This is a genomic window from Collinsella sp. CLA-AA-H167 (genome assembly GCF_040095305.1).
Lineage (GTDB): Bacteria > Actinomycetota > Coriobacteriia > Coriobacteriales > Coriobacteriaceae > Collinsella.
Genome location: NZ_JBBNGA010000006.1, coordinates 86118 through 110263, shown reverse-complemented (window position 1 = coordinate 110263; position 24146 = coordinate 86118). Strand labels below are relative to the sequence as shown.

The following is a 24146-nucleotide window of genomic DNA, read 5'->3' as shown; positions in this document are numbered from 1 at the left end:
CTTCACGCGCCCCCTTTCTGGACGAGCTCATCCAAGAGCTTCTCCGAAAACAGGTTGCCGCGACCCAGCTGCCCGTCGGGATCGAGCTGGAGCTTGAGCCGCGCCGACTCGACCATGGCCTCGTGACCGTACATCGTCTCTAAGAAGCCCGCCTTGATCTTGCCGACGCCGTGCTCGGCAGAAACGGCACCGCCCATAGCCGTTACCTCCGCAGCCCACTGGGCAAACAGCTCGCCACCGCGACGGTAGTCTTGCGCATCGCGCGGCAGGATGTTCACATGCAGATGGTTATTCCCGATGTGTCCCCAGGCAGCAGACTCAAGCCCGCTTTCGGCCAGCGTGCGGCGATAGAGGGCCATGACATCGGCAAGGCGTGCATTGGGCACCGACATATCCGATCCCAGCTTGGTAATGGTGGGGTCGATGCGGCGACGCTCGTCAATGAGCATATTGACGCTCTCGGGGACCGCGTGGCGGAAGAACCGCTGGCACTCGCGATCGACTTCGGTGCGGGCGACCCATGTCGCATCGTCGCGGCCGCCCGCAAGCTCCAGCACCCATCCCAGGTGGCACAGCCCCTCGGTCGCCTGCGCCTCGTCATCGCAGTCGAGCTCCACGTAGACACAGACCTTTGCCTCGTCGTCGAGCGCCGGCAGCGAGGCAAACGCTGTCGACTGCTCGCGCTGGCGACGCAGGATATCCAGGGCGCCAGCATCGAAATACTCAATAGCGGCGGCATGGGACAGCACGGGACGCACGGAATCGGTAAAGGACACGGCCTTGTCTTCGCTATCGAAAAAGCAACTCACACCCCATACGACCGAAGGTGCCGCCTGCAGGGCGATCTCGAGCTCGGTAATGACGCCGAGCGTGCCGCACGCACCGATAAAAAGATCGATGGCGTCCATATCGTCCGCAACGAAATAGCCTGAGGCATTTTTTGTCTCGGGCATGGTATAGCTGGGAAGATCGAGCTCGAGCGTACGGCCCTCTGCCGTCACGAGCGACAGGTGGCGGCCCTGGGCAAAAGCCTCGCCGCGCTGAAGCTCAAGCAAATCGCCATCAGCCAGCGCGACGTGGAGTCCCGTGATATGCGGGCGCATGGGACCGTAAGCGTAGCTGCGGGCGCCGGAGGCATTGCATGCCGCCATGCCGCCCAGACAGGCAGATGCCTCGGTGGGATCGGTGGGAAAGAACTGCTCGGGGGACTCTTGGAACTCCTCGTAGGCCTCAAGCGATGCCTGGTCCCAACCAGCGGTCGGCAGTACCTTCTTGCTCAGCTGCTTACGCAGCTCCGAGAGCACAACGCCCGGCTCCACGCGCAGCAGAAATTGGCCTTGTTCATCGCGGCGAAGGCCCAAGTAGCGATTCATACGGGAAGTATTGAGGATATGCCCACCGTGGGGCACGGCACCGGCGGCAAGGCCGGTTCGGGCGCCCTGAACCGTTACCGGGACACGCTCGGCATGGAGCGTTTCCAAAATGGCACGGACCTCGTCTTCCGTTGTCGGAAACGAGATGCTCGATGCTTCGCCCGATGCGCGAGATTCATCGCGGCCATACTCCTCGAACTCGTCGGTGAAGGGTTTAATGGTTGCAGACACGCGAACTCCCCCTTTAGCTAACTACAGTGTTTGCAGGGAGATGTTACCGCATCGTTTCGTCGACGTGTTCGAGACCGTCTCCATAATTGGCGTTTTTACGTTCGTGCAATTCGGCGAACGGCAAGGCTTCCTCGGCAGACGATGCTTTTGACACATATCGCCCCGCCGTCGCCGACCGCTCGATTGTCGCTCGAAAAAAGTTGAAGTAATTTTTTCCACCTTTTACCTGCGGAGATGTCAATCCGTCAAGCATTTGGTCAGAAATTGGTCAAGTAGCGGCTGATACGGTCGGCATCGACAGCCAAAACCGATAGAAGTTTGGCCCCAGAAGCAGGGAGGTTCCCATGGCATATTACTGGCCCCAGTACGGCGTCGCCATCGAGGTCGACGACGATCCCTATCTCCTGCCTTTCGACGAAGAGGCGTTCCCCGATACGGCGGTCTACCACGTCACCACCGATGTTATCTGCGACCCCGAGTCGTTCTCGGCGCTCGCCCACCACATCGCGCGTATCCACGACATCGAGCTCCCTCACGACTTTGACGAGCTCATCTACTCGCGCCGCCTGATGCTTCACATGCTCTTTGGAGCGGACCCGTCCACGTTCGCACGTGTCTACACCACCAAGGACGCCGCATGAGTGCGAAGAAGCCGCCCCGCCTCGCAGGACTGGGGCGTCGCAAGAAACTCGTCGTTGTCTGTCTGGCTATCGTCTGCGCCCTCATCGCCGTAGGGCTATACGCCTGGCAGTCGCAGCCCGTGCCCGAAGCGGGTGCCTCAGTCACGACGGCAGAGGGTAAATCGCGACAAGAAATCCAAGATGAGCTCGATGCCATCGTCCGCGACAACATGATGACGATTTCGGTCGCGCCGGTCGCTCAGCTACAGGAGGACGGCAAGCTGCGCGTCAACGTGCAAAACGTCCAAGACAATAAATTTCCCCAGCGATTCCGCGTCATCCAAAACGACGAGACCATGTACGAATCCGGTGTGGTCGAGACCGGCAAGACAATCGAGACGTGCCCCGCCGGCGACATCAAGGAAGGCGAGGCGTACATCGAGATCCAGGCACTCGATGCCAAGACCCTCGACAGCCACGGCAATCCGACACGTGTCAAGGTGCGGGTTGAGCAAACCGAGAACTAGCTTTTCCGGCCGACGCGGCACCGCACGCAATTCACCAGCATTCGTCCAATCATCGCGGGGACGGCCCGCGGCGAATAGAAAGGAACGACCATGGACATCACCAGGAACATGAGCGGAGCCAGAGCGCTCGTCGTGGGCGCAGGGCTCGCGCTCGCGCTCGCAATGGGCGCCGCCCCGACGCCAGCTATGGCAGCCGGGCGCGTTGGAACCACGAAGGTAATGGTCAGGACCGAGATCGACAACGTTGAGTTCAAAGTTCCGACGGTTATTCCCTTCGTCGCCAAGGCCGACGGCACGCTTCAGGGCCCCTCAGAAGACGCGACCACCATCGACAATCATTCGGCCTACGGCATCCATGTCACCAACATGAAGATCGACGCCATGAACACCTGGACCATTGCTGCCGACGCCAAGGCCGGAACCGCACAGAACTCCATCGACTTTAAGGTCGGCCCCGACGGCGCACTCCAGAACGCCAGCGCCGCAATGCAGGAGACGGGCCTCGATCTTTCCAAGAACGCAGCCTTCGACATGGGCTACCAGGGCATTGCCGGCGGCACGGACAAAATTAAGCTCAAGACAAGCGGAAACGTCGCCCGCGTCACGCGCGACATCTTCCGCGTAACCGGCGAAGGCGATCAGGTCGCAACGATCACCTGGACGGTCGAGCCCGGTGCGCACACGGCATAAGGCTATCGCCCTGGCCGCCACCGTCAGCATCCTAGCGTTTGGGCCAGCCATGGCCTTTGCCCAGCAAGAACAGGCACAGGCCGCCACGCAAGTGACGGTCGATCTCTCGGAGCTCGACCGCGGCGACCGCGAGGAACCGTTGGCGCAGACAGGCGACAGACGATGGCTCTTGGCAGTAGGTGCCACAGCAGCAGGCGCGGGGACCGCCGGCCTCGGTCTGCACATCAAACACAGCCAGAAACAAAACACGGATAGGCCGCACTAAATTAGCTAAGGAGACCCCATGGCATCGAAGAACCTTTTGCCCGTCGTCGCACTCTGCGGCGCGCTCGCAACCGGAACGCCTGTCGCCGCTTGGGCGACTCCCGTCATGGCGGACTCCTTACCAGCAGCCCTAAGTTCCGCCCCAAATCCGTCGAGCGCCATTGCGTGCAAGCGTTTTTCGATCGCGCAGGCCGCGATCTCAACCTCGGGATGCCTTCGTCGTAATACGGATGGCTCGATAGTCGTGGATATCAAGCGTTCGAACAAGGCAAACGGCTCCCAGGCGGGGTGCGCCGTCTGCACGTGGCGCTCGGTTGTGCTCGATGCAGATGGCGATCCATGCAATTTAGAGCTGCGCATCGACATCGCTTCGGTCGATGACTCGGCGAACGGAGCGAAGGTCGTCTTCGACGGTGCGTTTTTCGAGAAAGGAGGCAGTATATGTCTGGGCTGCGCCGCCGCGAATGCAGACGACACGCAGCCCACCCTCTCATTCACGGCATCGTTGCAGCTGACCAAAGCCGGCACCGATGCCGTCGCGGCGGGAGAAGCGTCCCTGCTGTTCTACGCCGTCAGCACCAAAGACACAGACGCTCATTTCGAGAAGCCAGCCGGATCACTCAGCCTTACACGAGGGATAGAGGCAGGCCCTATTGAAATCGATGCCCACGCGCAAAGCAGGCAACGTATTCTTGCCGACCCGGCGCTTCTCGAAGTGGAGTGGAACGGATCCGGAGCCATCGGAATTCTCCCCTCCACGCTTGACGCCAAGACGCTCCCCTCAAACGACGAACCCATCAACGCAACCACACAAGAAGAGAGCGCGGACAAAGAAGCAGGTGCGGGCGACACGCCGTCGCCGACAAACAGCGTCCCAGCTTCTTTCGAAGCACCGAATGAGCCCGCTACCGATCCAAACGATCCCGAGCTCGCGGACAGTCTGGGGCTTGCTGATCCTCAAGAGATCGATGAAGGTAACTGCTGCGTGCTTGCCGCGCTCGACCACGCGGAGGTCATCGACGCTGCGAACATCGAAGTTGCCGCCGCCAATCAGCCCGTCCGCAAGTCGGCCATCATCGCATTTCCCGAATCCATCGAAGTCGTCTTTTTGCCATCGGGCGAGGTCGTGGCCCCAACACTGCTCACCCTGTTGGGCGCCAAGAATACTCGAAACGAAATTAAAAAGGTCACGGTTGTCGACCCTGCAACCACCGCTAAACTGCGTCTATACGCCGTTGCCCCAGACGGAGGCAAAACCTTGGAATTCGATGGTGACACACTCCTAGCCTGGCGACGTCTGGACATTATGCAAGACGTCTCGTATCAAATCGAACTCGAAGGGTTTGATCGTGCCCGCGATGCCAATATCATCGCCGCGGCTATTGAATCCCCACAGCGGCTTATGACACTGCGCTTTGACTACTATCCCTATGTCCCGACAACCACCTGAGGCTTAAATGCTGCGCATCATTCCTAACACCACTTATATAACGTATTAGATGAGTCGCGATGTGCCTCGCATTTCGTTCTGCTACGATTGCCACGTTGGCATCAATACAGGAGGGCTCATGCCGGGCTTGGGAACAGTCATCAACGTTGTGCTTTTAGTTGCGGGCGGTCTTTTGGGATTAGCGGGCGGCCGCTTCATTACACCGTGCATCCAAGACACGCTCATGAAAGCATCGGGGCTGTGCGTCCTGTTTATCGGCTTGGGCGGCACCATGCAAAAGATGCTCGTCATCGATGGAAAGGCGCTGTCGACCACCGGTACCACCATGCTCATCGTCTCATTTGCGCTCGGTTCGCTCATCGGCGAGGCCATCAACTTGGAGGCCGCCATCGAGAACCTTGGCGAATGGCTCAAGCGCAAGACTGGCAGTGAGGGCGATAACGAGTTCACCAACGCTTTTGTCTCGACTTCACTCACCGTGTGCATCGGCGCCATGGCCATTGTGGGATCGATCCAGGACGGCCTGCTCGGCGACTGGTCAACGCTTGCCCTCAAGGGCGCACTGGACTGCATCATCGTCTGCACCATGACGGCCTCGCTTGGCCGCGGCTGCATCTTCTCCGCCCTGCCCGTCGCCGTGTTCCAGGGGACGATCACGCTGTTTGCCGGCGCACTCTCCCCCATCATGACCACGGCAGCCCTCGACAGCCTTTCGCTCGTAGGCTCCATGCTCATCTTCTGCGTCGGCGTCAACCTCATCCGTCCTCAGACCTTCCGCACGGCCAATATGCTCCCCTCCGTCGTCATCGCCGTCATCTACGCCCTCCTGTTCTAAATCTATCAACGCAGCGGTATCTCGAACACCTGTTTGATGCTGTGCTATGATATGAGGTCACCGAAGCTGCGTTAGGAGAGGAGAAGCGGTGGCCGACCAGGACATCAAGATGCTCATCGAGCGCATTATGGCCGAGGCCCGGACCCATCAGTCCGCCCGCTTCTCAAACGAAATCTACGCAGACGAGCCGATTCTCAAAACCGGCCGACAGATGCAGAATTTCCTCCCCGACCAGTACCGCAAAATGCGCGAGATATCGCGCTGGCAGGATGACCCCAAGGGCGGCGCGGGTCGTTGGCTTTCGGAAGCCGAGCTTTTCTACCGCCAAGGCCTGCTGATGGCCGACTTTGAGGACGACTGCCCCTACAACGGCACCTTTAAGTCGTACTTTCCCACCTACAACGCCATGAGCGACCGGCAACTGCGCGGCTACTTTACCTGGCGTGCCCAAGTGCGTCGCGGAACCGTCGAGGAAACGTCTACGTCCTTTGCCTTTCTGTATCTCTATGAGCTGATTTGCGGCATTGGCGTAGATAATCCGCTCGATGGTTTTAACAAGATCAAGGCCTTTTGGGATGTCTATCGCGCCTTCGAGCCCGGCATCGACCGGTTTGCGCGCGTGTGGCTGCAAGATTACGCCGTGTTCCACGGGCTCGACCCCAAGCAGCTTCGCGACTCTAAAACCGTCATGTTCGATAACGCCCTTATCGAGCTGCGGCGCGCGGCACGAGACCTTGTACCAGCACCGGCACCGTCCGGCCAGACCCCTAAGCGTCGCAAAATCTCCGAGCCCACGCTCCCCCTTCCGCCCGATGAAGCGCGCGAGGAGCGACTCATGGCCGCCATCAACGCCCTCTCCACGTACAACCTAAGTAGCTCGCGGCTCGACCGCAGCCACCACCGCGATCTGCGCCACGTGGCGTGCGCCGTGTATGTCCGCATGGCGCGCTACTATGACACGCACCGAAAGACCGGCATCGTGGCAAGTTTATTTGGGGAGGAGACGGCAATGCCCTACACCATGTTTGCCTCGGCCGTATTCTTTGCGCCCGAGCGCCACGAGGACTGCGAATACCGTCTGGACCCCATCCATATCTACCGTTGCCAAAACGGTTTTTGGGAATGCATGCGGATTCACGGCAGCAGACAAAAGAGCAGCAAACTTGGCGAGATGATGCGCGCCTGCGACCAACGCCTGCGCCTGGCCCTGGACCCTGCCCATCCCCTGAAGGAAGAAAAGGTCCCCAAATATCTGGCCAAGATTATCGATGACGAGATTGTGGCATGGCTTTCGTGGGACGCCGCACACCAGCCCGTCAAGATCGATATCGATTTGAGCCAGCTGGGGCACATTCGGAGCGCTGCCGCACAAACGCGCGAAGCGCTTTTGATCGACGAGGAACGCGAGGACGGCGCGTCCGCAGAAGCCGAGGCAGCGGACTCAGGGCAACCGGAAGCCGAGCCCGTAGCCGACGCGATGGTCGAGGCGGTCGCGGCGGCTGCAGGGCGGGACGAGTCCGACGGGCCGACCATATCCACCGAACAGTTTGGTGTCGTGGCACCGCTTCTCGCGCCGACGCCCGCGTTCGCAGCTGCTGCGCCCGCTGATGCCGCGAACGAACTCGCGCCCGCCGCAGACGCCTATCTCCGCGCGCTGCTCGAGCACAACGCAGTACAGGCGGAATCGGCGGTAGTGCAATCGGAGCAGAGCGAGGACATGCTCGTCGATACCATCAACGAGGCGCTCTTTGACCTGGTGGGCGACACCGTAATTGAATTTAGCGCGGCAGGGCCGCAGATTATCGAGGACTACGAAGCAGACGTGAGAGGATACCTAGACCATGAGTGATACCGCATCCGCAGCACCTCGCGTGCCCAAGCGCGTCGCTGCCGTCATTCTCAACTCGCTCAAGGGCGGTGTGGTCCCGCGCATCGGCCTTCCTTACATCACCGTAGGGCGCGAGGTCGAGATCCGCGCCCTGCTCACCGATCTGAGTCTCATCGCCGACGGTGGCGCGAGCTTCCGCTTTCTGGTCGGTCGTTACGGCGCCGGCAAGAGCTTTTTGCTCCAGACTATCCGCACGCACGCCATGGGCGAGGGATTCGTCGTCGCTGATGCCGACCTGTCGCCCGAGCGCCGCCTGCAGGGCGGTCAGGGACAGGGCCTTGCCACCTACCGCGAGCTCATCCGCAATATATCGACCAAGACGCGCCCCGAGGGCGGTGCGCTCAACCTTATTCTGGATCGCTGGGTCGTCTCGTGTGCCGACGTCGACGAGTCTGCCGTCAATGCCCAACTGGCCCCGCTCGAGGAGATGGTCCACGGCTTTGACTTTGTCCGCATGCTCCGCCGTTATCGCACGGCCGTATCCGAGGGCGACGAAGAGGCCATGAGCCGCGTGACCAAATGGATTCGCGGCGAGTACCGCACCAAAAGTGAGGCACGCGCCGAGCTGGGCTCCTCGACCATCATCAGCGATGACGACTGGTACGACTACGTTAAGCTCATCGCGCGCTTTTTGGTCTGCAGCGGCTACAAGGGCATGCTGGTGCTCATCGACGAGCTCGTGAATCTGTACAAGATTCCCAACGCGATCACGCGACAGTACAACTACGAGAAAATCTTAACGATGTACAACGACACGCTCCAGGGCAAAGCGCAGTACCTGGGCGTGATCATGGGCGGCACGCCGACCTCTATCGAGGACCGCCGCCGCGGCGTCTTTTCCTACGAGGCCCTTCGGAGCCGTCTCGCTCAGGGCCGTTTTGCGCGCGATGATCTCAAAGACATGCTCGCGCCTATCATCCGCCTGCAGCCGCTCACCTACGAGGAGCTGCTGGTGCTCATCGAAAAGCTCATGCAAATTCACGCCGGCTACTTTGGCTGGACGCCCACGCTTACTGAGAACGACTTGGTGGACTTCCTCAAGATTGAGTTTGGCCGCGTGGGGGCCGACACGCATCTGACGCCCCGCGAGGTCATCCGCGACTTTATCGAGCTGCTCGACATCCTATGTCAAAACCCCGATGCCAACGTGGCCGAGTTGCTGCAAAGCGTCGGCGGCGACGCGCTGGCGCCGACAGCAGCAACAGGCGACACCGGCACCGCAGGCGGCGACCGCAACTTCGCCGAGTTCACCATCTAACCTACCAAAAAGGGACAGGTTTATTTTGACAGGTTTTATCTGGGCAAACGTTGAAGCAGTCATACAGCAAGCCACTGCCCACCGCGTTGAGAGATTCGTTGTTGAAAGGAGGACCCGTGAACGCCTTTGACCGCTACGCCCCGTTTATCCAAGACTTCATCTACTCCCACGATTGGGAGAGCTTGCGCTCTATCCAGGTTGCGGCAGCAGATGCCATCTTTAACACGCAGGACAATGTGCTCCTGACGGCATCAACGGCTTCTGGCAAAACCGAAGCGGCCTTCTTTCCCATCCTGACCGAGTTTTGGGAGAACCCGCCCGCAAGCGTGGGTGCCCTCTACATCGGCCCCCTCAAGGCACTCATCAATGACCAGTTCGTTCGTCTCAATGACCTGTGCGAAGAGGCCGATATCCCCGTCTGGCACTGGCATGGTGATGTCTCGCAGTCGCACAAAGCCAAGCTCATCAAAAAGCCGAGCGGTATTTTGCAGATTACGCCCGAGTCCCTCGAGGCGCTCCTGATCCATAAGCACACGGCGATCCCGCGCATGTTTTGCGACCTGCGCTATGTGGTCATCGACGAAGTCCATTCGCTCATGCGCGGCGACCGCGGCGGGCAGACGCTCTGTCTTATCGAGCGCCTCTCGCGCATGGCAGGCGTGCAGCCCCGCCGCATTGGCCTTTCGGCCACCATCGGCGACCCCGAGCGCACGGGCGCCTTTCTCTCGCAGGGAACGGGGCGCGACTGCGTTATCCCCCGCTTTGAGGAACCGCGCCGCGTGTGGCGCATCTCCATGGAGCACTTCTACAACTCGGGCCCCCAGGCTCAGCAACGAGGATTCGTAGGCACAGGTCCACAAGAAGCCGAGGTGCTTGCTTGCGAGCGTATTGAGACGGCGGCGCCCACGGCGCTGCCCGCATCCGGACAAGACATGTGCCACAGCGGACAGCTTACACAGGAAGAACACCGTCAACGTCGTGAGCAGGCGCGGGGCAAGGCCGCTCCCAAAGACCGTCGCACTTCCTCGGCCCCCGAGGGCGAAGTCGACATCCCACGAGCGACCGAACAGGCACTTCTCAACCCCACCGACACGGCGCCCGACAACGCCGACCCCGGCATGGGCTATATCTTTGAGCATACGCGCGGCCGCAAATGTCTGGTCTTTGCCAACTCGCGCGAGGAGGCAGAGGCCGTGTGCTCCATGCTGCGCAGCTACTGCGAGAGCCGGCACGAGCCCGACCGTTTTCTCATCCATCACGGCAATCTTTCGGCATCGCTACGCGAGACGGCCGAGGAGCTCATGCGCGACGAGGAGCAGACGCAGACAACCGTCACCACCTCTACGTTGGAGCTCGGTATCGATATCGGCCGCCTGGAGCGCGCCTTCCAGATTGACGCGCCGTTTACCGTTAGCTCCTTTTTGCAGCGCATGGGGCGCACAGGCCGTCGCGATCTTCCGCCCGAGATGTGGTTTGTCATGCGCGAGGAAGAGCCCGAGCCGCGCACGATGATGCCCGAAACCATTCCCTGGAAGCTCCTGCAGGGTATCGCGCTCGTACAACTCTATCGCGAGGAAAAGTGGGTCGAGCCACCCGAGCTCGATCGTCTCCCCTACAGCCTGCTCTATCACCAGACTATGTCGACCCTCGCCAGCACCGGCGAGCTCACGCCGGCCGAACTTGCCCAGCGCGTGCTCACGCTCAGCTATTTCCACCGTGTCTCGGCAGACGATTACCGTGTGCTGCTACGTCACCTCATTAAGATCGACCATATCCAGGTCACCGAAGGTGGCGGGCTCATCGTGGGTCTCGCGGGCGAGCGCATCATCAACAACTTTAAGTTCTACGCCGTGTTCCAGGAAAACGAGGAGTTTACCGTCCGGAGCGAATCGGCCGAGCTGGGCACGATCGTTAATCCGCCCCCGCCCGGTGAGCGCATCGCCATCGCCGGACACTGCTGGATTGTCGAGGAAGTGGACTGGAAGCGCCACACTGTCTTTGCCACGCAGGTCAAGGGCCGGGTGCCGGCCTACTTTGGCGACTGCCCCGGCGACATTAACACGCATGTGCTCGAGCGCATGCGCCAAGCGCTCACTGAGCACGCGGCATATCCGTACCTCATGGGCAACGCACGGGCACGCCTTGCACAGGCTCGTCATACCGCCGAGATTTCGGGCGCGGGAACTAAACCGCTCATTAACCTGGGCGGCGACACCTGGGTGCTCTTCCCCTGGTTGGGAAGCTACGCCTTTTTGGCGCTCGAGCGCATGCTCAAGATTAAATGCGCCGCGGAGCTGGGCCTTCGCGGGCTCGATCCGTCGCGTCCATACTTTATGCAGTTTAAGATGAAGGCCGATGAGGAGACGTTCTTTGAGGTGCTCGCCGCCGAGGCTGAGAAGGACTTCGACCCCATCGAGCTCGTCTATCCCGGCGAGGTGCCTTATTTTGATCGCTACGACGAGTACGTTCCCGAGGAGCTTGTGCGCAAAGGCTTCGCCGAAGGCGTGCTCGACATCGAGGGTATGAAGCAGCGCGTCCTCAGCTGGCGCGACCACGCATAAGACCAGTCTTTTTGGGACGGGGCTTGTTGAGCTACTTTGGCATAACCAAGAAGTAGCTAAAGAAGCCCCTTCATAAACAGATTGGTCGCAGGGAGACGCGCTAGTCGTGGAGAGCGGTGCCGAGGAAGTCGGCATTGAAAGGCACGGCTTCGGCAAAGGCGTAGTCGCCGTCGCTGGCGATGAGCAGGTAATTCTCTTCGCCGCCGAACTCCGCATCGCCACATGGGACCACCCAGGCGTGGGCGAATACCTCGAGTGCCGTGGCAGCGCAGTCGCGCAGGAACGTCACATCGCTCCCCTCGTTCGCGCTCACGATATTGGCCACGTAGATACCCCCGGGGTTCAGGCTGCCCCGCACTAAACGCAACGCCCCAATCGTCGCCAGCTCACGTACGGGCTCGGCACCGCCAAAGCAATCGCTCACGACCACGTCGTAGCGACGATGGCCCACGCTCGTCACGCCCAGATACGAGCGAGCCTCAGCGGTAATCACTCGCAGGCGATCGCCCACCGTGCGCTCCAGCTCGTCCAAGTAGAACCAACGGCGCGCCAGGCGCGTAATCTCGGCATCGTACTCAATGACGTCCATGCGCAAGCTCTCGTGCGACATCAGCGCAAACTTGGGATAGGCAAACCCGCCGCCGCCCAGCATGAGCATGCGGTCGATACCGTGACCATAGGCGTCATGCATTGCGCGCTCGGGCTCAAACACGTCGTCAAACGCACGATAGTACGCAAAGACGGGCTCTGCCCAACGCTCGCCAACGTAGCTTGCGCTTTGGTAGACTCCGCCTTGCACCAACACGCGAATCTCATCGCCGCCCTCATCGTGCACGCGTTTCACACGCGCCAACCCATTGCGGGTTCGCGCAACCTGCAGACAGGCAGCACGAACAGCGACAGCGGCCGCACCAAGCGCCGCGGCTCCCAGAGCAACGCCGGCAACGACGCCGGCAGAAACACTCGGCTTGTTCATCTAGAGCTCCTTTTGCAGATAAAGGCCATGGTCATAAAATCCAAGATGGCGATAGTACTCGCGTGTGCCAATCGCGCTAATCACGTTGATGCGCGCATAACCCGCATCCCGGGCAATCTCGCATGCACGCTCTACGAGCAAACGCCCCAACCCGTGATGCTGCGCCGCCTGTCCCTGGTCGCCCACACGTGCCGCCATACCATAAACGTGCACCTCGCGAATCATCGCCTCCTCCGGCCCCGTCGGCAGCTCGTCCGCGTGCGCGGCAACAAACGAACGGTCGGGCAGCGACAGGCGCAAAAAGCCGGCGATCTTGCCTTCGGGCGTCACCCACTGCAAAAAGCGTTCACGCGTCACCGGCGTCTCGTAAGCGACTTCATCAAGAAACAGTTCATCCAGGTCGGCACCCGCCGTGCTGATCTCGCGATAGCGAATCTCAAGCACCGTCACACCGTCACCCCGAGCAGCCAGGCGGTTCTCAACGAGCTGACGCAGGTTGGGCTTCTTGTTGCCCACCATGATGTCGTCGGAACTAAAGTCGCGAATCATGCGGCTGATACGGCAGAACGATGGCGTCACCACGATGTCATCGGCCAGCACGTCGAGCAGCTCCTCCTCGGTATAGGGGCGCCACTTGCCACGCTCGTAACAGCCCACCAAACGCGAGCCCTCGATGAGCGCGCACGGGTAGACCTTGACCTCGTCGGGCATAAAAGCGCCCTCGGTCATAAAGCGCTCGTAGTCGCGTTTGTCCCCCTCGGGCGTGGCGCCCAGCAAGTTGAGCATAAAATGCGCATGGATCTTAAAGCCAAACAGGCGTGCAAGCGAAAACGCCCGCTCGATCTGTGCCACCGAAATACGGCGTTCGTTGATGTCGAGCAGGTGCTGGTCGAGACTCTGGATGCCCATCTGAATCTTGGTGCAGCCCAGGCGGCGAACGAGCGTAAGCGCTTGCGGCGTCACGGCATCGGGGCGCGTCTCGATAACGAGTCCCACCACGCGATGCTTCGCCGTCTCGTTGATGCGCTGTTGCCGCTCAAGCTCCTCCATCGTCGCCGTCTGCCACTCGGCAACCTCGCCCCACGGCGTACCGGGGCCGTACAGACGACGCACCGCGCGGTTGTAGCCGCCCACGGCGGCATCCACACGCTCCTGCTCGTCGGCAACGCCGGCAGCAAGCTCGGCCTCGTCTGTCGCAATGCCGGCGGCCCGATAGCGCTCGCGACGCTCCGCCACTACCGACGGAAGAGCATCGGCGGGAGCGTCGTCGAGCAGGCGCCCCGCCTCGGCACGACTGATACCCGGACGCGCCAGCATGGGATTGGCCGCCACGCCGGCCACGGCATCGTCATTGAGCGCACGGAAAAGCTCCGACATAAACCATGTCTGATAGCCTTCCGGATAGTCGCTCCAGGTGCCACCGAGCACGATGAGCTCGATCTTATCGGTCGCATGCCCCATCTGCGAAAGTGCGGTCAGACGAGCACTCACCTGCAGATACGGGTCGAAGCAGTTTTGCTCCGCACGGGCGCACGCCGGCTCGTCGTGCAGATAGCTTTTGGGCATGCGCAGATCGCTGGGGCAAAACAGGCAATCGCCCGAGCACGGCCACGGCTTGGTGATGACGGTAATGGTCGCCACGCCCGAAGCCGTGCGACGCGGCTTCATCCTCAGCACTCGCAGCAACTGGCGTTCCAGATCGGCATCGACATTCCACGCAGCCCAACGAGCCGGCTCCTCGCGCTTCACCCACTGGTAAAACGGCAGCAGACGGCGCTTGGCCAGATCACGCTTGTCGGCACCCTCACGGCGCGCCTCGGCATGTATCAGTTTGACGAGTGCCTTGTCGTCCACGGTCTCACCGCGACGCAGGGCATCGAGTATGTTCAAAATAATCTGTTCCATGACCCCATTGTAAAGGCAAAGGCGCCGGAGTCCGTCACGGCTCCGGCGCCTGCATCAAACAGCGCGTATAAGCATCTATGTTTGCGGACTTAGCCCGCCGTCGTCATTCCGGATTGAACGACATGTCGCCCGAACCAACCGTAAAGCGATAGGTGGCGGACTTATCACCATTCTCGAACTCGAGGCTCGAAATCGCCTCATCGTCGTAGCTATCCGGAAGGAAATCGCTCTCGAAGTCACCGCTACCCAGAGTAAGGCTCGCCGTAAAGCCCGTAGAGTTCGGAACCGTTACCTCCACATCGCCCGAGTCCACGCTTACGTTCATCGACTTCGCGGGGGCCTGGTAGAGCTCGAACGTCACATCGCCCGAACCGACCTCTGCACTGAGCGCATCAGTCACGCTGCCCGTAAACTCAACGTCTCCCGAATTCAACGTTATATCCAGATCATGGCACGCAATGTCCGCGACCGCCAGGTCGCCCGACCCTACACTCGCCGTAATGCTCACCAGGTTATCCGCAACATCTCGCGGCAGCTCAATGGTAATTGTGCGGTCAATCGCGCGCTTATCATCGTAGTCGAACTGACTAATCTTGAGCGTAGAGCCCTTGACCTCAGCAAGGTTCCGGGTAGCCGCATCAGAGGCAGACGTCCCCTTCGCAACGCGGCCGCTTTCGATAACGCGCACCGGGCCGCCGGAGACGTGTTTGACCTCGACCGTCCCCGACGTCACATCCAAGTCGAGCGATTGGAACGCGTCTTCGTCAAAAGTCGTGCTCGAAAGCTGCTGAGGCCGAGCGGAATAGTTACCGCCATCCAAAAGATCGTCCTCGTCAAACATATCGTCCATACCAGACAAGCCAGGTACAACATCGTCGAGATCCCACGGACCATCAAAATGAATCAAAGTCCGCGAAATACCAAAGACAAGTCCGATGATGAGCACGAACGCTCCGATGCCAATGCCCAAGCGCCTCTTAGACTCATGCGAGAGCTTCATCATTCATCGCCCTCTTTGGTAATCGGCTCAGCGGTGGTCGCGGTAGCCATGTCAGCGCCAACCGCTGTGGAAACGTCCTCCCCCTTAGTCCTAGCGACCGCCGGTGCCGAACCAACCTGAATATCCCCGCGCGCCCAATCACCATCGAGTGCACGCGCCACCCAGTGATAGATGGGAATCGTGAAGAAGATCAGCGCGGCAAAGGGGCCGGCACCAAACAGGAACATCAGCAAAAAGAACAGTAGCCAACACACGGCCCAATACGGGAACGACTGGAACGGGCCCTTCACCGGAGTCGAGCCAACCGCACCGCCACTCGTCGCCTGCGCCGTAGCGGCATTGGCGGCCTGCGCACTCCAGCTTGCCGCTTGCGCCGCCTTGGCCGCAGCATCACTCGCCTGCGTTGCCGCCTCGGTAGCGCGCGCCGCCGCCTCATGGGTGCGAGCACGCTCTGCCGCCTCGGCCTCGCGCTGACGGGCGCGGTCCTCGTTCTCAAACTCGATATCGTCCTCAATCTCGTCGCTCGGATTGAGCAGCTCGTCCAGGCTCACACCATAGAGCTTGGCGAGCGAGATCAGGTTCTCGGTATCAGGCGAGCTCTCCGCACGCTCCCATTTACTGACCGCCTGGCGCGACAGCCCCAGCTTTCGCGCCAGCCCTTCTTGGCTAAAGCCTTTGCTGCGGCGAAGGTCGGCAAGCCGCTGTGCAGTTTCTACATTCATGGTTCCTCCTATGTGATGCCAGCCGTGCCGCCGGACCGTTTTTGTTCTTAAGGCGCCTTGCACAGTTAAAAATCTATCCGCCACCGCCAAAAGCATGCCACCTATTCTAGTGAGATTTTTGACAACCGGCGGTTGCGGGCACATATGAGCTGCGGAAATGTGTCCAAACAAAGCAATGACCCGCGGCTCAGTTGTCCCCGTTGCGGCGTTAACGGTAGTATGGTCGTACTGTTTATTCCGCACCGCCATCGGAGGGAGTTCCGCGCCGTGAACCGCGATTTCGCATCATCGCTCATCCAGCTCAACAATACGTTCTATCGCGAGCACTCCGCTTCCTTTTCCGATACGCGCCAAGCCCCGTGGCCCGGCTGGGTGCGCACCATGGACATCGCGCTTGAGCAGCTCGATGTGGCCACGATCGAGCATCCCGTCCGCGTCTTCGATCTCGCCTGCGGCAATATGCGATTCGAGAACTTTGCCGCCGGCGGGGCACTTGCCGCCAAGGGCGTCGACGGCGCAAACCCCTCGGCAGATGCCAGCTGCCCGTTTGAGTTCTATGGTGTCGACTCGTGCCAAGATCTGGCAATAGACGCCCACGGCCACGCCCTGCGCATTCCCAACCTGCACTTCCAGGAACTCGATGTGCTCGACGCCCTCATGAAGCTCAACCCCGCCGAGACGCCCGATGTGCTTTTCGATGCCCCGCTCGCCGACATCTCGGTCTGCTTTGGCTTTATGCACCACGTGCCGTCGTGCGAGTACCGCGTACGCGTGCTCGACGCCCTGGTACGCCAGACGTGCCCGGGCGGCATCATCGCCATCAGCTTTTGGGAGTTTATGAACGACGAGCGCATGGCGCGCAAGGCCGTTCGAGCCGAAGCCCGCGCCGAGCTCACCCCGCCGTTTGAGGGTTACGATTCCGCGCAGTTTGAAGCCGGCGACCACCTCATTGGCTGGCAAAACGACCGCCACGCCTACCGCTATTGTCATCACTTTGACGATCAGCAAATCACCGACCTGGTGCGCGGCGTCCGTACGTTCTACAAGAGCGGCGAGGTCCCCGTGCGCGAGCTTGAGCGTTTCCATGCCGACGGTCGCAGCGGCGAGCTCAACCGCTATGTGATTCTCAAGCGCCTGTAGGTATCGGCGACTCGCCGCCGAGCCGCACCGCATCTTTCGGGCAAACCATGCCCACCTTCTTCCAACGCATCGCCGAAACGCGCAGCCATGCGTTTCGCATTTATGACCAAGGAGCCTCATGGGAGCCGTCCACGTTCGCACGCCTAAGAACTTTGTACTCGAGGAGCGCCTGGAGCGTTACGCCGATGCGATTGAGACGAACCCCGAGGCCTATGTCGGAGATTGGCGCAAGGCCTGTGCGCCCGCAGGCAGCAAGCCTTTCGAACACCTTCACCTGGATCTTGGTTGTGGCAAGGGAACGTACCTTGTAGAGCGCGCGGCCCACGAGCCAAACACGCTCTTTATCGGCATGGACCAGGAGCCCATCTGCATCGCCTATGCCGCACAGAAAATCCGCGAGCAGGAGCTATCCAACGCGCTCGTCCTGCCCCGAGGTGCCGCATCGCTGCCACAGCTGTTCGCCGCAGGCGAGCTCGATGCCATCACCATCAACTTTCCCACGCCGCAGCCCAAGGCCAAGTACGCCAAAAAACGACTCGTCCATGTCGACCATCTGATGCTCTACCGCCCGCTCCTTACGGCTGGCGCCACCGTCACGCTGCGCACCGATAGCAAGCCACTGCGCGACTACGCCCTGGGGCAGTTTGCCGCGGCAGGCTACGACACGCTTTGGGTAAGTGACGACGTCCGCCGCGACCATCCCGAGCATCCCGAGACCGAATACGAGCGCCGCACACGCGAGATGGGCGCCGCCGTCTATGGCATTTGCGCCACACCCGGCGCGCAGCCCAGCGATGAACAGCTCGCGGCGGGCCGCGCGCAGGAGCAAAGCCTTGCCTGCTACCTGCCCGAAAACCTTGATGAGCTCACCTATGTACCTCTGGGCATGGAAGAGGCCGTCGAGAACTTTAGAAACCGCGCCCGCAAAGGCAAGAAGCGCCTGCCGCAAGAGTCCTAGGGGCTTCTGATGGTCGCGGCGTCGGCAAACAAGCGCAAATTGGCGCCAGCGAACGGCCCTCAAACCTAAGTGAGTAGACTTTTTTGCAATAGCCAGGCACAGCCCGCATAGCGAAACATAAAACCGCAGGTAGAACCCTTGCGCAAAAGTCATGTGCTCGCAATATCGCAAAAAGTCTACTCACTTGGCTAGCGACTACACTAAACGGCTGGGCAGAACGCCCATTTCCTGCATTTTCTTGCCTGCGAACGCATCGATGCGACGCTACGCCATAATAGTTGGCGGACAATCGCGAGAGAAAGCAAACACATGGCACAGACCACGACAGATACCGCCGCCAGCACCGTCTCCGGCGCCGGCGCTGCCAGCTCATTCTCGGGCGGCACGGGAACCGAGGCAGAGTTCGGCTCGCTCGGCGCGCTCTCCCCCACTTGGTGGGAGCCCGAGGACGGCAGTGAGCCCGAACCATGGCTCACGCCCGATCAGGCCTTCGAGCGCTTCTTTGAATGGACGAGCGACCGCGGCATTGAGCTGTGGGACCACCAAGAAGAGGCCCTCATGGACCTGGCTGCCGGCGATCACGTCATTTTGGGAACACCGACCGGATCGGGCAAGTCGCTTGTCGCGCTGGGCATGCTCTTTATGGGCATGGCGCAGGGCAAGCGCTGCTATTACACGGCCCCCATCAAGGCTCTGGTCAGCGAAAAGTTCTTCGACTTAGTACAGGTACTCGGCCGCGATAACGTCGGTATGATCACCGGCGACACGCATATCAATACCAAGGCGCCCGTCATCTGCTGCACGGCCGAGATTCTTGCCAACGATGCACTGCGCGAGGGCGAGGACGCCGACGTGGGCTGCGTGGCCATGGACGAGTTCCATTACTTTGCCGACCCCGACCGCGGCTGGGCCTGGCAGGTGCCGCTGCTCACCCTGCCCCACACGCAATTCATGCTCATGAGCGCCACGCTCGGCGATGTCACCGCGATTGCCGCCTCGCTCGAGGAACACACCGGCGCTACCTGCGACTTGGTTGTCGACGCCCCGCGTCCTGTTCCGTTGAGCTACGACTATGTGACGACCTCCCTCGAGGGCACGGTCGAGCTCGCCATGCGCCGCGGCGAGGCCCCGCTCTATATCGTGCACTTTAGCCAGGATGCCGCCCTTGCAACGGCACAGTCGCTCGCCAATTTTGGCATTGCCAGCAAGGAGCAGCGCGAGGCTATTAAGGAAGCCGCCAAAGGCACGAGCTTCTCGACGGCCTTTGGTAAGATTCTCAAGCGCTTGCTCGGATGCGGCGTCGGCGTGCACCACGCCGGCATGCTGCCGCGCTATCGCCTACTGGTCGAGCGCCTGGCGCAGCAGGGCCTGTTGCCCGTCATCTGCGGCACCGATACGCTCGGCGTCGGCATCAACGTACCCATCCACACCGTGGTACTCACCGCGCTCACCAAGTTCGACGGCTACAAGATGCGTCGTCTGCGCGCCCGCGAGTTCCATCAGATTGCCGGTCGCGCCGGCCGCTCGGGCTTCGATACCGAGGGCATGGTGATTGCCGAGGCACCTGAGCACGAGATCGAGAATGCCAAGCTTATGGCCAAGGCGGGCGACGACCCCAAAAAACTCCGCAAGATTAAAAAGAAGAAGGCCCCCGAGGGCTTTGTCACCTGGAACAAACAGACCTTTGAGCGCCTGATCGAGACGCAGCCCGAGACGCTCAAGCCGCGCCTGCGCATCACACACTCCATGGTGATTAGCGTGGTCGAGCAGGGCGGCGACGCTCGCGCCCGCGTGCACGACCTCATCGAGACAAGCCTGCAAACGCCCGAGGAAAAGGCAAAGCTCGAGGTTCGTGCCGACGAGATCTTCGCCACGCTCATCGACTCCGGCGTCGTCGTGCGCACCGAGGTGCCGCCCGCACCCGACGCTCCGGCTGACGCCTCGCCGGACATCGACTACGCGCTGACGGTCGACCTGCCCGAGGACTTCGCGCTCGATCAGCCGCTCTCGCCGTTCTTGCTTGCCGCGCTGGAGCTGCTCGACCCCGAGAGTGAGACCTATACCATGGACCTCATCTCGATGGTCGAGGCTACGCTCGAGGACCCCAAGCAGGTATTGCGCGCACAGGAGCGCGCCGCACGCGACCGCGCGATGGCCGAAATGAAGGCTGACGGCGTCGAATATGAGGAACGCCTGGAGCGCATCCAGGATGTCACCTACGAAAAGCCGCTCGAGGACTTGCTCGATGCCGCCTTCGACAAGTACTGCCAGGAAGTGCCCTGGGCCAACGACTACCAGCTCTCGCCCAAGAGCGTCCTGCGCGACATGCTGGAGAGCGCGAGCGATTTTAAGGGCTATATCCAAAAGCTCGGCATCGCTCGCTCCGAGGGCATTCTGCTGCGCTACCTCGCCGAGGCCTACCGTTCCCTCGATCGCACCGTACCGATCGAGAAGCGCGATGAGCGCTTGCGTGACATCATTTCGTGGCTCGGCTTTGTGGTGCGCTCGGTCGACTCGAGCCTGGTGGACGAGTGGGAGAACGCTGGCAACCCGGCAGCACTCGACGCCGCACCGCCGCAGGGCATCGACGAAGTCGTGGCAGACCGCCGTGGCTGCACCCTGCTGGTGCGCAACGCGCTCTTCCGCCGCGTGACCCTTGCAGCCCGCGGACACGTGCGCGATCTGGGCGAGCTCGACGAGGACTGGGGCATGAGCGAGGTCCGCTGGCAAAAGGCGCTCGACGCCTATCACGAGCAACACGAGGAAATTCTCACCGACGGAGATGCCCACAGCTCCGCGATGTTTTCCATCGACGAGAGCGACGAGAAGACGCAGCACGTGTGGCATGTGCACCAGATTTTTGCCGACGAGGATGGCGACCACGACTTTGGCATCATGGGCGATGTCGACCTGGACGCCACGCAAGACGGCGGCGAGGTCATCTTCAAGAACTACCGTGTCGGCTTTATCGAGGACCTGCTCGAGGACTAGCCGGGCGCAATGGAACGAAACGAAGCGGGGCCGCTGGCGATGTTGCCAGCGGCCCCGCTTTTTGCGCGATACGTTATACCTTACTCGGCATCCTCGACCTCATACGAATCCGCCTCGGCGGGCTCATCGCTTGTCTCTGGTGCGGCCTCGCGCGCTTCGTCAAATGCCGCTTTCATGGTCTTGTTGCCCCACGTGAGCTTGCGAATGGTAAGATCGTCGGCTTTCTTGTTGGCTAGGCGCAGATTGTTCTCGGAGGACAGCAACGCTTCCTTGGTTTTCTGCAGATGGCTAATCGTCTTGTCGATCTCATCGATCGCCGTTTGGAACTTGCGGCTCGCGATCTCGCAGTTGCGACCGAAATCGTTCTTGAACTTCTCCATCTTGGCTTCGAAGTTCGTGACGTCGATGTTCTGCTGCTTGTACTCCGCCAGCTCCTGCTTATAGCGCAGCGAACCCATGGCGGCGTTGCGCAGCAGCGTGATCATGGGAATGAAGAACTGCGGGCGGATCACGTACATCTTCTCATAGCGGTAACTCACGTCGACGATACCCGCGTTATAGAGCTCGCTCTCGGGCTCCAGCAGGGTGCAGAGCACCGCATACTCGCAGCCTTTCTGGCGACGATCGTGATCGAGCTTCTTAAAGAAATCCTCGTTTTTATGCTTGGTCGCGGTTTCGTCGTTCTCATTTTTCATCTCGAACATAATCGAAATGACCTCGTTGCCGCTCGCGTCGCACTCGCGGAAGATGAAGTCGCCCTTGGTGCCCTCGGACGCATCGTTATCCTTCTCGAAGTACGCGTTGGGAAACGCCGTCATGCGCAGACGGTTAAACTCAGTCTCGCAATGCTGCTCGAGCGACTCGCCCACCATCTTGGTGGACAGGCGGACCTTCATGTCCTTAAGGCGCTCAATCTCTTCGTCCTTGTAGCGGATTAACTCGTCGCTCACGCGCTTGGCCTGCGCGAGCTCAAGCTCGTGGGCTGCCTTGGCCTGTTCCTCACGCGAATCGCGCACCGCCAGCTCACTCGTGAGTTTTGCGCGGGCCTCATCGCGCTCACGCTCCGCCGCGGCGACCGCCTCCGATAGGTTCATTTTGGCCGTCAGCTCCTGCTCGCGCAGCTGGGCGCGTAAGCCTTCTACTTCCTGCTCAGACTGAGCCTTTGCGGCGGAAAACTTCTCCTGTACCTTCACTCGATAGTCGGCAAGCGTGCGTTCGACCTCGCTGCGAGCGGCATCGAGCTCGCGCTTCGACTCGGCCGCAGCAGCGGCAAGCGCCATCTCCTGGGCCTTGTCCGCCGCGGCAAGCCTGGCCTGCAGCTCGGCAATCTGGGCATCACGTGCAGCTAAATCGTTTTGAGCAGCATTGCGCGCCGAAGCCTCGGCAAGCTTGGCTTCGTCATCCTTGCGTCCCAACTGCGCACGCAAATTGTCGATTTCTCGCTGAAGCTCAGCGTTTTCCTTTTGAGCATCGGCGCGGGCTTCAACAGCCGCACGCTGGCTTGCGCTCTCGCGCTCTGTGGCAGCGCCCTCGAGCTTGGCGCGCAGCTCGGCAAGCTCGGCATCGCGCCTGGCAACCTCTTGCGCCAACTCCTGCGCCGCAGCGTTCTTCTGCTCGACAAGCTGAGCATTGCGCTGAGACTCTGCCTCCTGCAAAGCAGCTGTCGAACGCGAGCGCTCAAGCTCCAGCGCCTGCTCGCCCTCGCGCTGGACCGCCCTCACACGCTCATTCAGATCGCGCGAAAACTCGGCATCGCGTACTTGCTTGACGATATCCGCATAGCCAGACGCATCGACCTTAAAAACTTCGCCGCAATGCGGGCACCTGATCTCGTTCATAGCAGCTCCTCGATGGACGCAAATTTCAACCGACTACACTCTACCGCGCCGCACGGACAAAAAAGGCGCCGCCGCCATAATGGCAACGGCGCCAGAACCACGACAAAGGTGCCTGTCCCCTTTGTGGTGGTTTGGGTCCTTACAGATCGCGGTAGTCGATAAGGCGAAGATCGGGCTGAGACTCAAGCCAAGTGCGAAGTTCGGGGTCGATCAGCGCATCGACTTCCTTGGTGCGGTCGGTCGTGAGCGAGCTGCTTTCGAGGATAAAACGATCGAGATAGCCTGGATGGCACACAAAGACGACCGTCTCGCCGTCCTCCATCTCGCGAACCGTCTGCATAATCGAGTCTTTGGGTTCGTAGCCTGGCTCCATCGAATGCATCACCATGCGCAGGTCGGTGGCACCGCAACGCACAACCGCCGTGGGGTCGAAGCTTGCCTTTTGCTCCTTAAGGCCCAGTTCCCGGGCAACCGCCGAGATCGCTCGGTTAAGGTTTTTGCTCATGACGGCATGGGCCTCAAAGTAATCGGGTTCGCGGCCCACGATCTCGACAAAACGGTCATGCTGCGCGCGAATCTCGATGCAGGCCTCGTCGAAGTCTATCAACTCCTCGCCGCGCTTAAAATGCTCGCGGAAGGTACGGCTGCTATGGAACTCACCGTTCTCGCTGAGCATGCTCGGAATGAGCTCCGGGGCGGCGCACGGCTTGCCCAGACACACGTTGGTATGCTGGCCCACCGCAATGCCGGCATCCGCCACGAGCGACCAGCCGCGCTCAGCCTCGGGCATATTGGGCATCAAGCCCGCCGAGCGCACCAGACCCTCATTGATGCTGCGGGCAATCCCCAGGTTAACGGCATACGAATAACCGATATCGTCGGCACGAATGAGCAATTGCTTCATAGCGACTCCAATCTA

General features: G+C 60.8%; 19 protein-coding genes. 12 read left to right on the top strand and 7 right to left on the bottom strand.

The genetic code is table 11. From position 1 onward, the window contains the following. Positions 1 to 2 precede the first annotated feature (2 nt). On the bottom strand, positions 3 to 1604 hold the full coding sequence (locus tag AAAT03_RS05575) for an FAD-binding oxidoreductase (RefSeq protein WP_117640552.1): 1602 nt from the start codon (positions 1602 to 1604) through the stop codon (positions 3 to 5). A 344-nt stretch (positions 1605 to 1948) separates the two neighbouring features. Between AAAT03_RS05575 and AAAT03_RS05570 the strand changes: the two genes are divergently transcribed. The 9 genes from AAAT03_RS05570 (at position 1949) to AAAT03_RS05530 (ending at position 11697) form a co-directional block, all read left to right on the top strand. Further along, positions 1949 to 2245 carry a hypothetical protein gene (locus AAAT03_RS05570; protein ID WP_089573322.1) on the top strand — a complete coding sequence of 99 codons (297 nt, stop codon included), beginning with the start codon at positions 1949 to 1951 and terminating at the stop codon, positions 2243 to 2245. Next, positions 2242 to 2751 carry a hypothetical protein gene (locus AAAT03_RS05565; RefSeq protein WP_117582898.1) on the top strand — a complete coding sequence of 170 codons (510 nt, stop codon included), beginning with the start codon at positions 2242 to 2244 and terminating at the stop codon, positions 2749 to 2751. Before AAAT03_RS05570 ends, AAAT03_RS05565 begins: the two co-directional genes overlap by 4 nt. Before the next feature lie 90 nt (positions 2752 to 2841). Next, entirely contained in the window at positions 2842 to 3441 is a 600-nt protein-coding gene (locus AAAT03_RS05560) for a hypothetical protein (protein ID WP_118448725.1), read from the top strand. A gap of 49 nt (positions 3442 to 3490) precedes the next feature. Continuing rightward, a complete protein-coding gene (locus AAAT03_RS05555) occupies positions 3491 to 3706 on the top strand; it encodes a hypothetical protein (protein ID WP_143759223.1) in 216 nt (71 codons plus the stop codon). A gap of 18 nt (positions 3707 to 3724) precedes the next feature. Beyond that, positions 3725 to 5155: a hypothetical protein gene (locus tag AAAT03_RS05550; protein ID WP_349102804.1), complete on the top strand. Its 1431-nt coding sequence runs from the start codon at positions 3725 to 3727 to the stop codon at positions 5153 to 5155. 61 nt (positions 5156 to 5216) lie between these two features. After that, a complete protein-coding gene (locus tag AAAT03_RS05545) occupies positions 5217 to 5990 on the top strand; it encodes a DUF554 domain-containing protein (protein ID WP_349102803.1) in 774 nt (257 codons plus the stop codon). A gap of 88 nt (positions 5991 to 6078) precedes the next feature. Beyond that, positions 6079 to 7839 (top strand): TerB N-terminal domain-containing protein, encoded by a 1761-nt coding sequence (locus AAAT03_RS05540; RefSeq protein WP_349102802.1) that lies wholly within the window; start codon positions 6079 to 6081, stop codon positions 7837 to 7839. Beyond that, positions 7832 to 9136, top strand: a complete 1305-nt coding sequence (locus AAAT03_RS05535) for an ATP-binding protein (RefSeq protein ID WP_349102801.1) — start codon at positions 7832 to 7834, stop codon at positions 9134 to 9136. Before AAAT03_RS05540 ends, AAAT03_RS05535 begins: the two co-directional genes overlap by 8 nt. A gap of 116 nt (positions 9137 to 9252) precedes the next feature. After that, a complete protein-coding gene (locus AAAT03_RS05530) occupies positions 9253 to 11697 on the top strand; it encodes a DEAD/DEAH box helicase (RefSeq protein WP_349102800.1) in 2445 nt (814 codons plus the stop codon). A 100-nt stretch (positions 11698 to 11797) separates the two neighbouring features. On the opposite strand, the gene AAAT03_RS05525 is transcribed toward AAAT03_RS05530, so the two are convergent. The 4 genes from AAAT03_RS05525 to AAAT03_RS05510 all read right to left on the bottom strand — a co-directional run bounded on the left by AAAT03_RS05525 (position 11798) and on the right by AAAT03_RS05510 (position 16300). After that, a complete protein-coding gene (locus AAAT03_RS05525; RefSeq protein WP_349102799.1) occupies positions 11798 to 12673 on the bottom strand; it encodes a fused MFS/spermidine synthase in 876 nt (291 codons plus the stop codon). After that, a complete protein-coding gene (locus AAAT03_RS05520) occupies positions 12674 to 14578 on the bottom strand; it encodes a tRNA uridine(34) 5-carboxymethylaminomethyl modification radical SAM/GNAT enzyme Elp3 (protein WP_349102798.1) in 1905 nt (634 codons plus the stop codon). A gap of 103 nt (positions 14579 to 14681) precedes the next feature. Further along, positions 14682 to 15578 (bottom strand): DUF4097 family beta strand repeat-containing protein, encoded by an 897-nt coding sequence (locus AAAT03_RS05515; protein WP_349102797.1) that lies wholly within the window; start codon positions 15576 to 15578, stop codon positions 14682 to 14684. After that, complete coding sequence (locus tag AAAT03_RS05510) at positions 15578 to 16300, bottom strand: helix-turn-helix transcriptional regulator (RefSeq protein WP_118094218.1); 723 nt, start codon at positions 16298 to 16300, stop codon at positions 15578 to 15580. The genes AAAT03_RS05515 and AAAT03_RS05510 overlap by 1 nt, the downstream gene beginning before the upstream one ends. A 267-nt stretch (positions 16301 to 16567) precedes the next feature. Here AAAT03_RS05510 and AAAT03_RS05505 point away from each other — a divergent pair, with 267 nt between their 5' ends. From AAAT03_RS05505 to AAAT03_RS05495, 3 genes are all read left to right on the top strand, one after another. Further along, a complete protein-coding gene (locus tag AAAT03_RS05505; RefSeq protein ID WP_147351007.1) occupies positions 16568 to 17440 on the top strand; it encodes a hypothetical protein in 873 nt (290 codons plus the stop codon). A 118-nt stretch (positions 17441 to 17558) separates the two neighbouring features. Then, on the top strand, positions 17559 to 18398 hold the full coding sequence (locus AAAT03_RS05500) for a methyltransferase domain-containing protein (RefSeq protein WP_349102796.1): 840 nt from the start codon (positions 17559 to 17561) through the stop codon (positions 18396 to 18398). 309 nt (positions 18399 to 18707) lie between these two features. Next, entirely contained in the window at positions 18708 to 21389 is a 2682-nt protein-coding gene (locus AAAT03_RS05495; RefSeq protein WP_349102795.1) for a DUF3516 domain-containing protein, read from the top strand. An 80-nt stretch (positions 21390 to 21469) separates the two neighbouring features. Here AAAT03_RS05495 and AAAT03_RS05490 read toward each other — a convergent pair whose 3' ends face one another. Together AAAT03_RS05490 and AAAT03_RS05485 are read right to left on the bottom strand one after the other, a co-directional pair. After that, the gene (locus AAAT03_RS05490; RefSeq protein ID WP_349102794.1) at positions 21470 to 23227 is read right to left on the bottom strand and encodes a DUF2130 domain-containing protein; all 1758 of its coding nucleotides are present in this window, start codon (positions 23225 to 23227) and stop codon (positions 21470 to 21472) included. Positions 23228 to 23366: 139 nt separating this feature from the next. After that, entirely contained in the window at positions 23367 to 24131 is a 765-nt protein-coding gene (locus tag AAAT03_RS05485) for a ChbG/HpnK family deacetylase (protein WP_349102793.1), read from the bottom strand. Between the last annotated feature and the right edge of the window lie 15 nt (positions 24132 to 24146).